Source organism: Belliella kenyensis, from assembly GCF_022549675.1.
Lineage (GTDB): Bacteria > Bacteroidota > Bacteroidia > Cytophagales > Cyclobacteriaceae > Belliella > Belliella kenyensis.
The window spans coordinates 18,823-27,370 of sequence record NZ_JAKZGR010000025.1; the positions used below are offsets into that span (position 1 = coordinate 18,823).

5 protein-coding genes are annotated in these 8,548 nt (G+C 34.6%); 1 reads left to right on the forward strand and 4 read right to left on the reverse strand.

What is annotated here, in order from left to right:
* Nucleotides 1–98: 98 nt before the first annotated feature.
* The 4 genes from MM214_RS18115 to MM214_RS18130 form a co-directional block, all read right to left on the reverse strand.
* A complete protein-coding gene (locus tag MM214_RS18115; RefSeq protein WP_241297588.1) occupies nucleotides 99–1,214 on the reverse strand; it encodes a 6-bladed beta-propeller in 1,116 nt (371 codons plus the stop codon).
* A gap of 1,175 nt (nucleotides 1,215–2,389) precedes the next feature.
* On the reverse strand, nucleotides 2,390–3,697 hold the full coding sequence (gene murA, locus MM214_RS18120; protein WP_241297589.1) for a UDP-N-acetylglucosamine 1-carboxyvinyltransferase: 1,308 nt from the start codon (nucleotides 3,695–3,697) through the stop codon (nucleotides 2,390–2,392).
* The gene (locus tag MM214_RS18125; protein WP_241297590.1) at nucleotides 3,698–4,360 is read right to left on the reverse strand and encodes a DUF4290 domain-containing protein; all 663 of its coding nucleotides are present in this window, start codon (nucleotides 4,358–4,360) and stop codon (nucleotides 3,698–3,700) included.
* 85 nt (nucleotides 4,361–4,445) lie between these two features.
* Nucleotides 4,446–6,701, reverse strand: a complete 2,256-nt coding sequence (locus MM214_RS18130; RefSeq protein WP_241297591.1) for an ATP-dependent helicase — start codon at nucleotides 6,699–6,701, stop codon at nucleotides 4,446–4,448.
* 416 nt (nucleotides 6,702–7,117) lie between these two features.
* Between MM214_RS18130 and MM214_RS18135 the strand changes: the two genes are divergently transcribed.
* Nucleotides 7,118–8,389, forward strand: a complete 1,272-nt coding sequence (locus MM214_RS18135; RefSeq protein WP_241297592.1) for an adenylosuccinate synthase — start codon at nucleotides 7,118–7,120, stop codon at nucleotides 8,387–8,389.
* The last annotated feature ends 159 nt before the right edge of the window (nucleotides 8,390–8,548 follow it).

Below are 8,548 nucleotides of genomic sequence, written 5' to 3' on the forward strand. Positions count from 1 at the left end.
AATAATAATTTGAAAAAGAAGGGTGTTCTTCAAAATGAATACCCTTCCTTGATTTTATTTAATAACCTTTTTTTGTTATTAAAAGGCCGTTATAAAAATTACTTTTTTATAAGAAATAAATAAGGGTTTTGATTTGGTGTCAACTTAAAATCTTTAAGGAACTTATTATCTGTATCAACAAGTTGATCATAAAGTAATTCAGCACTTAGGGTAAACACGAGATATCTTTCATCTGAATATAATATGTTATAGAAATTAGCTTCAGATATTAAATCGTCTTTAAAATGGGAAAATATTTTTGCCTCTCTTGATGAAACATTAATTAGAATGTTTTGAGTTTTTCCTTCAGAATGAGCTGTGGAAATCAATAAGTCATCTTTTACGAAATGGATTTCTCCCATTAAGGTGGAGAAGTCTGTCTGCTTTAAAAATTGATACATTTCCAAAGCATTATTGATTTTATTTAATGAATTTTTTGGGAGTTTATGATTGCTAAAATCTACTGTTATATATGGGTTCAAACGAAGTTGTTCATCTATACGATATATCGTGTCATTAAATGCTTTGGAGAAATGATAATAGTTATTGTTGTACTGGAAAACGGCATTTGCTTTATAGTGAAACGGATATTCATTGCTGAATTCGAGAAATTTATTTGATATTTTACTATTGTTTTGATTGAAAACATAATAGTCGTATTGTACTTTGTCTTCAAGAAAATTGTTAAACATTATATAGTTGTCATTTAGCTTTAGGTGACTGTTGGATTTATATGGTAGATTAATCCTATCAATTACATTTAGATTGGTGTCAAGTTTTATAATTCTCTGACCTAATACATTGAGTTTTAGGTGTGGGGAGTCAAAATACATGTCTGTGATACCATTAAGATCAAATCTCGCATCATTTTCAATATTTATGTAACTAATTAAATCTCCATTTAAACTGTATTTTGAAATAGTTCCACTTAGATGAGAGTCAAGAATATATAAATTATTGTTGTTATCTATTATAAGTCTTTCAATTTCACCAATAGTTATTTCATTAGAAAGAGGAATAGTTTTCATTTCTGAAAAGAGAGAGGAAATATTTAATGTATCGACTTTCTGTTTAAAGTGAACAATTATAGAATCAGTTTCTATGTATTTTTTATTAGTGCAAGAAAAAAATACTAATAAATTAAATAATGTTATGATACAGTGCTTTATTTTCATTAATCTGGTTTTATTTTGTAAATATATAATTAAATAGGTGCGCTTGGCGCACCTAAGTTAATTCAAAAATTAACAGAGATCCTGCCAATTTACATAACAATCATCAACTCCAGACGTTCTACATCTTATTACTTTAGTTCCACTTGGGCAAGTTACCCATTGAATTTTCCATCCACCAGTTCCAATTTCTGGTAGTCTTTCTGCGTTTGCTTTTTCTGTAGTTGATAATGAAAGTAGTGTGATAAAAAACACACTCAATAATACTCCTGAAAATTTAAACATTGTGTTTAACATAGTAATTAAAGTTTATAAGGTAATAGCATTATTAATACAGGTAATGCTTGTGCCTGAGATTTTAAACGCCGGCTTTTTTAAAAATATAACTAAATATATCAGGATGTTTTTTTTTGCAAGTAAAAATTGAAAAATAAAGAAATATTTAAAGCATTTTGAATAATGATTTTGTTTGAACATTTGTTCAGAAAAAAATGAATAGATGTAGATTTGAGATTTTACCAGTCATCTCCTAGATAAAAGCGAGTTTTTTTCTTGTTTATTTAGTTTTAGCCATTAATAAATAATATTTTATTTATATCCTTAAAAATACGAGTATACAAATCATATAAGGTATATTGAAGATATAGATATTAATTCTATTGAGCTAGAAGTAGTTCTTAATTTAACTGAATTACTTCTTATGGTGTAAATGAGGAAAATCATATGATGTTTTTAAGAAACGTTTCTACTCAAAATGAAGGCTATTAAGAGACAAAAATATCTTTTCAAGTAATTTTGAATAATTGAAAAAACTCTAATTATTAATCTTGTATGTTTTTCATTGTAAATAGCACTATATGGATATACGGAACTTTGCCAATAACATTACAAAATTCCGATTTATCTAACTTCAGATATAAATTGATATTGGATACTTATGGATATTGACCATTAACAACCTGTTGAGCCAATGAATTAAAGTTGTTGGCAAAAAAGCGTATAATCAAATAGCACTAAATGTGATTATAAAAAAAGGTCTTTATTTACGATTAAAGAAACCGAAATATTAGACTATACCTGGTTTGTCAAGTTTATTTGATTTACCTTTTAAAGGAAAAACACTACCCAATTTCTCAATAAGAAATTGGGTAGTGTTTTTTGTAATGAAAAATAGTATACTAATCAATTCTCACGATATCTGCTCCCAAGGCGTTCAGCCTTTGGTCAATGTACTGATACCCTCTGTCAATCTGCTCGATATTGTCAATGATAGAGATCCCTTCTGCGGAAAGTGCAGCTATTAGTAAAGCAACTCCTGCACGTATATCAGGAGATGTCATTCTAATCCCTCTCAATGGATACTTTCTGTCAAGTCCGATTACTGTTGCTCTATGTGGATCACAGAGTATGATTTGAGCTCCCATGTCGATCAGTTTATCAACGAAAAAAAGTCGGCTTTCAAACATTTTTTGGTGAACGAGTACTGTGCCTTTCGCTTGAGTAGCTGTCACCAAGATGATACTTAGCAAATCTGGGGTGAATCCCGGCCAAATTGCATCTGCTACTGTCAAGATAGAGCCATCTATAAAAGTGTCAATTTCATAATGCTGCTGCGCTGGGATATGGATATCATCTCCACGGAATTCTAGCGTGATTCCCATTCTTCTGAAGGTATCAGGAATGATTCCAAGCCTATGGATTTGAGCATTTTTGATGGTGATTTCCGATTGGGTCATGGCTGCAAGTCCAATGAATGAGCCAATTTCAATCATGTCAGGGAGCAATGTGTGTTCTGTGCCTGTCAGTGATTTTACGCCTTCAATATTTAACAAATTTGAACCAATCCCAGAGATCTTCGCCCCCATTCTATTGAGCATGTCACACAATTGCTGTAGATAAGGTTCGCAAGCGGCATTATAGATAGTCGTTTTTCCTTCTGCCATCACAGCAGCCATTACAATGTTGGCTGTACCTGTTACAGATGCTTCATCTAAGAGCATGTATGCTCCTTTTAGGTTTTTTCCGTCTATATTGTAGATTTCCCTCTGCTTATCATAGTGGAAGTTAGCACCAAGTTTTTGAAAACCTGTGAAATGGGTGTCCATTCTTCTTCTTCCTATTTTGTCTCCTCCCGGCTTGGATAGCTTTCCAGTGCCGAACCTCGCTAAAAGTGGTCCAAGAATCATGACTGATCCCCTAAGGGCTGAGGCCTTTTTTAGAAAATCTTCTGTATCTAGATATTTCAGATCAATCTCATCTGATTGAAAAGTGTAAGACTCGGGACCGATTTTTTCTACCTTTACACCCATGTCTGAAAGCAACTCTATGAGCTTATTGACATCTCTGATGTTAGGTATTTTATTAATTGTGATTTTGTCTGCTGTCAATAATACAGCGCAAAGAATTTGGAGTGCTTCATTTTTTGCACCCTGAGGAGTGATTTCACCTTTAAGTTTTAGTCCTCCTTTTACTCTAAAAGATGCCATTTACCTACGTTTTTTGGAGTACCCTCCGTTATTCCCTTTTCTTTTGTTGTTTCCGTAATTTCTTCTGCCGGTATTACTTTCTGCTTCTACTGGGATTTTGAAATCTCTTCTGGTATTGGTCTCAAACAGACTCATTTCTTTGACTTTTTCAAGATCAATGTGGAGTTTGTTTTTTGATAGTGTTTTGATGTCATCTATGATGATTTGATCATCAAAATTGTCACGATTCCAAGTTGAATGAAAGCTTCTCATCAATTGACCAATATAAATAATGGCTGCCTCTTGCTCTTCATTATCTTCTATTTCGATAGCCTTTTCAATGAGTTTTTCAATGTTTCTACCGTAGTGTTTGAATTTTATCTCTCCCGAAGGATAGCCGACAATTTGAGGCTTTTTACCAAGAAGTTCCTTTTCAGGTTTTGGATATGGACCATCTACATCCAATTCAAAATCTGACATGATGTGAATATCATCCCAAATTTTTTGATCACTTTCTTGCTTGAGACTAGGGTTGAGCTGCTTTATTATTTCAACCAAAGTATACGCACTTTGCGTTCTTTTGTCTCTATCCTGCAAACCTGCAATATGAAATGCAAGTCTTTGGATATTTTTTCCGTATTCTTTCAAAATAACCTTGTTTTCGTTCTCTTTATAAATGTTCATTACCAAACTCATTTAAATAACCCAATGAAGATGTAAAAAATACTGCTTAGTTTGGATTGTCCTTGTCTTGGTAAGGCTGACAATGTCAGTCTATTATCCGAAGCTTCGCAAAGCTAAGTAATAATGTTTTTTCTCCAAAATTATCAAACTGTATCGTTGCTTTTTTATTCAGGCCTTCTACTTCAATTTTTGTAACTTTTCCAAAACCAAATTTTGGATGTTCGACTAGCATTTCTGGCTTTAGATTATTGGTATTGGAAGGTTTGAAATCTGGACTTGGAGTGTGAATTTTTGCAGTAGTTTGAGGTTTCTGTATACCGCTTCGCTTTAGTCCTATAAAGCCATTTCTTCCTTCGCTTTCTTGACCTCTCAATGCTCCCGAAGGTGCACTAGTCATTCTTCTATTGACTTTGATACAGCTTGGATCGATTTCTTCAAGAAATCTACTTGGCTCACATGTCAACAGCCTCCCGTACCTATATCGGTTCAATGCGTAAGTAAGGTAGAGCTTGTCCATAGCTCGGGTAGTCGCTACATAGAATAGCCTTCTCTCTTCTTCCAAATCCTCTCGGCTTTGCATCATCATTTGAGATGGGAATAAGTCTTCCTCCATTCCTACAACAAACACCTGCTTAAACTCTAGTCCTTTGGATGAGTGAATCGTCATCATGGTAACTGCATCACTATTGTCCTTGTCTCTATCATTATCGGTAAGCAATGCAATCTCTTGCAAAAATGCTCCCAGTGATTTGTCCTCGTTCTCAGGATAGTCTACATACTCTTTTATAGCATTGAGCAATTCTTGTACGTTCTCATAGCGATTGAGTCCCTCTATGGTTTTGTCTTCATACAAATCCCTAAGTAAACCTGATTGTTTGGCGATCGAGCTGGCAGTTTCAAAAGCATCCTTTCTCTCCATCTCTATGCCAAAACTTTTGATCATGGTAGTGAAATCCTCTACAGCATTTGCTGCCCTTCCACTCAAAAAGCTTGATGAATTTGTCATTACTTCCCATAGCGGTATGTCATGTTCATATGCAGCTACGAGCATCTTCTCTACGGTGGTGTCACCTATACCTCTTTTGGGATAGTTTATGATTCTCTTGAAGGCTTCTTCATCAGCCTTATTGACTACAAATCGAAGGTAAGCCATCAAATCTTTGATTTCCTTCCGTTGGTAGAACGAAAGCCCTCCGACTATCTTGTAAGGGATACTCATTTTTCTCAGAGCCTCTTCCATAGATCTAGATTGCGAGTTGGTCCTATACAAAATCGCAAAATCACTATTCTGAAGTTTTTTGTTGTTTTTCTCTTCAAAAATGGTTGTAGCTACTACTCTGCCTTCTTCATTGTCGGAACTTGCCTTGATGAGTTCAATCATCTCTCCATCATCATTATGCGTCCACACATCTTTTTTGAGCTGCGCTTTATTTTTGGCAATGATACTATTGGCAGCTTGTACGATGTTTTTTGTAGATCTATAGTTTTGCTCAAGCTTTACTACAAAAAGATCAGGATAATCCTTTTCAAAGTTTAGAATATTCTGAATATCAGCACCTCGAAAAGCATAAATGCTTTGTGCATCATCACCGACCACACAGATATTTTGATGTACGGCTGCTAGTTTTTTGGTTATCAAGTATTGGGATAAGTTGGTGTCTTGAAACTCATCTACCATGACATATTTGAATCGGTGTTGGTATTTATTCAAAACTTCCAAATGATCTCTGAAAAGTACATTAGTGTTGAAAAGTAAGTCATCGAAGTCCATTGCTGAAGATTTAAATAACCTTTTCTGATAAGTCTTATAAATTTCCCCCATCTTTGGCTTCAGTGCTGTTTCATCATCAGCTTTTATATAAGGATCATCAAGATATGATTCCCAAGAGATTAGTCGATTTTTTGCTCCAGAAATTCTCGAAAGTACTGTATTAGGCTTATAGACTTTATCATCAAGCTTCATTTCTTTGACAATAGACCGAATAAGGGATTTGCTATCTTCAGTATCATAAATTGTAAAGTTGGATGGATAGCCAAGCTTTTCGGACTCCACTCTGAGGATTTTCGCAAAGGTAGAGTGGAATGTTCCCATCCAAGTATTTCTTGCTTCCAATCCAATCAGCTGCTCTATCCGGTGCTTCATCTCGGTAGCAGCTTTGTTTGTGAAAGTCAGGGAAAGAATGTTGAATGGATCTATTCCTTTGGCATGAATCAAGTGAGCGATTCGATAAGTTAAAACTCTTGTTTTGCCAGATCCTGCACCAGCTATGATCATCACTGGCCCATCAGTGTGCTCTACAGCTTGTCTTTGTGGTGGGTTTAGTCCTTTAAGGTAATCCATTTCATTATTATATTTCCAAAAATCAAAGTTAAGGTATTTTTTTTGAACAATTTTTAGATACTCTATAGAACAAGGCGATATGCTAGACAGTTAGATAATTCATCAGTTGAATTGAAATATAATTGAAATATTTCCTAACCTTTATTTAAGTGATTTGTTTAGGAATTGTTTCGATCATCTATAGGTTAGTTCTGTGAGAGAGTTCACAAATTCATTGATCATCATGTTTAAGCTGATTGCTCATTATTATGTTCGGTGCGTTAAGAATTTTATTAAAAATCATTGTAATTTCCATTCATTCTTTTTTAAGATTAGGCTATGCATAATAAATATCCTCATTTTCTTGGATAATTTTAACCTTATTCCAAACTTCACGCCTCAAAAAGAAACTATTAAACTATTCAAATAATAATCAAATGAAAATGGATGTGCTTTTGGGCCTACAGTGGGGCGACGAAGGAAAAGGGAAAGTAGTCGATGTACTCGCTCCTCAATATGATGTGGTTGCACGATTTCAGGGAGGTCCAAATGCTGGTCATACTTTGGAATTTGACGGGATTAAGCATGTCCTACATCAAATTCCATCGGGGATTTTTAGATCCAATTTAGTCAATATTATAGGAAATGGTGTGGTGTTGGATCCAGTGGTCTTGAGAAAAGAGATTCAAGGCTTAGGGAAATTCAATATTTCATTCAATGAGAATCTGTTTATTTCTAAAAAGGCTACTATTATAATTCCTACTCATAAACTCTTAGATGCTGCATATGAAAAGTCGAAAGGTGACAAAAAAATAGGTTCTACTCTGAAAGGAATCGGGCCGACATATCAAGATAAGGTCGGTAGGGTTGCTTTAAGAGTTGGAGATATTCTTTCTCCTGATTTTAAATCAAAATATGAAGGTTTGGTATCTAAGCACAAAACTATACTCTCATTCTATGATTTCCCATTAGATGAGCTTGATGAGTTAGAGAAAGTCTTTTTTGAAGCTATTGAGTTCTTCAAAACTTTGAATCTTATAGACAGTGAATACCAAGTAAACGAATATCTGGCATCGAATAAGCGTGTTTTAGCAGAAGGAGCTCAAGGCTCTTTACTAGATATTGATTTTGGAAGTTATCCATTTGTTACCAGTAGTAGTACAATGGCCGCTGGTGCTTGTACAGGATTAGGAGTAGCACCTTCCAAAATTGGAGAGGTATATGGTATCTTCAAGGCTTATTGTACCAGAGTGGGTAGTGGACCTTTTCCTACGGAGCTATTTGATGCAGATGGAGAGGCTATGCGAAAAGAGGGGAATGAGTTTGGTTCTACTACAGGTAGACCTAGGAGATGTGGCTGGATTGATTTGCCTGCTTTGAGATATTCAATCATGATCAATGGAGTGACTCAGCTCTTTATGATGAAGGCTGATGTTCTGAATATTTTTGAAGAGATCAAAATTTGCACTCATTACCAACTTCCTGATGGTACTACTGTAGATAAGCTTACCTATGAATTAGGAGATTTAGAAGTAACTCCAATTTACCAAACGGTGAAAGGTTGGAATACATCATTAGCAGGTGTGACTTCTTATGATGGCTTTCCAGAAGAACTCAAAGCTTATGTTACCTTATTGGAAGAGAATCTTCAAGTACCTATAAAGCTGGTTTCTGTTGGTCCAGATAGGATTCAAACCATATTAAGATAAATGTAAATGGCTCGTAATTCACGAGCCATTATTTTTCCTACTGACTTTCAGTACACTTACGATTTTTCTATATTTTTTTTGAAACAATTCATTGTATTGGAGAAAATAAGTTGCACCTTTGCAATCCCAAACGGGGGAAAAAGCTTGAAAGAAAAGGAT

Bases quoted from the DNA above. Each gene is read 5' to 3' on its own strand.
- MM214_RS18130 (WP_241297591.1), bottom strand. From the start codon at position 6,701: ATGGATTACCTTAAAGGACTAAACCCACCACAAAGACAAGCTGTAGAG.
- MM214_RS18115 (WP_241297588.1), bottom strand. From the start codon at position 1,214: ATGAAAATAAAGCACTGTATCATAACATTATTTAATTTATTAGTATTT.
- murA (WP_241297589.1), bottom strand. From the start codon at position 3,697: ATGGCATCTTTTAGAGTAAAAGGAGGACTAAAACTTAAAGGTGAAATC.
- MM214_RS18135 (WP_241297592.1), top strand. From the start codon at position 7,118: ATGAAAATGGATGTGCTTTTGGGCCTACAGTGGGGCGACGAAGGAAAA.
- MM214_RS18125 (WP_241297590.1), bottom strand. From the start codon at position 4,360: ATGAACATTTATAAAGAGAACGAAAACAAGGTTATTTTGAAAGAATAC.